1 protein-coding gene and 1 pseudogene are annotated in these 1,633 nt (G+C 72.6%); both read left to right on the plus strand.

The features are described from left to right. Nucleotides 1–640 (plus strand): annotated as a pseudogene (locus ACLU3S_RS36935) (serine/threonine protein kinase); the annotation flags it as partial. Between the two features lie 136 nt (nt 641–776). Then, nucleotides 777–1,633 (plus strand): serine/threonine-protein kinase (locus tag ACLU3S_RS36940; protein ID WP_413956345.1); only part of this gene is annotated, 857 nt, incomplete at its 3' end.

The raw sequence follows: 1,633 nt of genomic DNA on the forward strand, positions 1-1,633 counted from the left end.
CGTGCTCGTCGTCGCCGTCGCGGCCGTGCTCGGCGGCGGCGCGGCCGTGGCCTTCCAGCAGTGGTACGGGGTGCAGGACGACAGCGGGAGGACGAGCGGCGGTTCGAGCCCCGCTCCGGCGTCCTCGGCGACGGCGAGCCGCTCGCCGGGCTCGGCGGGCACGATCCCCGACAGCTGGGAGACCGTCCACGACCCGGTGGGCTTCAGCCTCTCCCTGCCCAAGGGCTGGAAGCGGACCGTCTCCATCGACCAGGACGGCCTGCGGCAGGTCGACTACTCGCCCGACAAGGGCAAGCACCTCGTGCGGGTGGCCGTCGACACCTCGCCGGACTACCCCACCTCGTACGAGCACATGACCGAGCTGAACCGGAAGGTCTCACAACGGCTGGTGGACTACAAGCGGCTGGTCTTCAAACAGGAGCTCTTCCGCGACCAGCCGGGCGTCCACTGGGAGTACACGTGGAACGCGCTGGCCAAGGACCCGCCGCACTACTTCCCAGGGCCCTACCATGCGATCGACGTCGGGTACATGAACGACGCCGGCACCGAGTACGCCATCTACTCGGCCTCGCCGGCCGACGACTGGGCCACCACCAAGAAGCAGTTCGACTGGATTCTGCGGAGCTTCCAGGAGCGCTGATCCGAAGCGCGTCGCACCGACCGGACAAGGGGAACGCAAGGGCTCCACGTGAACAGGCCGAACCCAGCCGGGTGACGGCACACTTGGCCGATCGCCGTCCCGGAAGGCGTGCGTCCGATGCGGCATGATGGGGCGCATGGGGACCGAGGGGGACGTCTTCCGCGTGATCGCGGGCCGTTACCGCCTGGAGGCGCGTATCGGGCGCGGCGGCATGGGCGTCGTGTGGCGGGCCGTCGACGAGGTGCTGGGCCGGCGTGTCGCCGTCAAGGAACTCCTCCCGGACGACTCCCTGTCCGACGGCGACGCACGGCGCCGCCGGGACCGCACCTTCCGCGAGGCCCGGGCGGTCGCCCAGCTGCGGCACCCGCACATCATCGTCGTGCACGACGTGGTGGAGCAGGACGAACGGCCGTACCTGGTCATGGAGCTGATCGACGGCGGCTCGCTCGCCGACCGGATCGCGCGGCAGGGCCCGGTGGACGCCGGCGAGGCCGCGCGGATCGGGGTCGCGCTGCTGAGCGCCCTGCGCGCCGCGCACGAGGCCGGGGTGCTGCACCGGGACATCAAGCCCGCGAACGTCCTGATCGAGTCCGGCACCGGCCGGGTCGTGCTCACCGACTTCGGCATCGCGCAGGTCGCGGGCGCCACCACGCTCACCGAGACCGGCTCCTTCGTCGGCTCGCCCGAGTACACCGCGCCGGAGCGGATGTCCGGCGTCCGCACCGGGCCGGAGTCCGACCTGTGGTCGCTGGGCGCGCTGCTGTGCACGGCGCTCAGCGGCGAGTCGCCGTTCCGGCGCGACTCGCTCGGCGGCATCCTGCACGCCGTGGTCGCCGCCGAGATCCGGCCACCGGCGCAGGCCGAGCCGCTGCTGCCGGTCGTACGGGGCCTGCTGGAACGCGACCCCGACCGGCGGCTCGGCGCGGCGGAGGCCGAGCGGATGCTGCGGACGTACCTGGAGACGGGACGCACCCCGGACGCGCCGGACGCCTC

The sequence above is a fragment of the Streptomyces sp. AF1A genome, assembly GCF_047340315.1.
Taxonomy (GTDB): Bacteria; Actinomycetota; Actinomycetes; order Streptomycetales; family Streptomycetaceae; genus Streptomyces.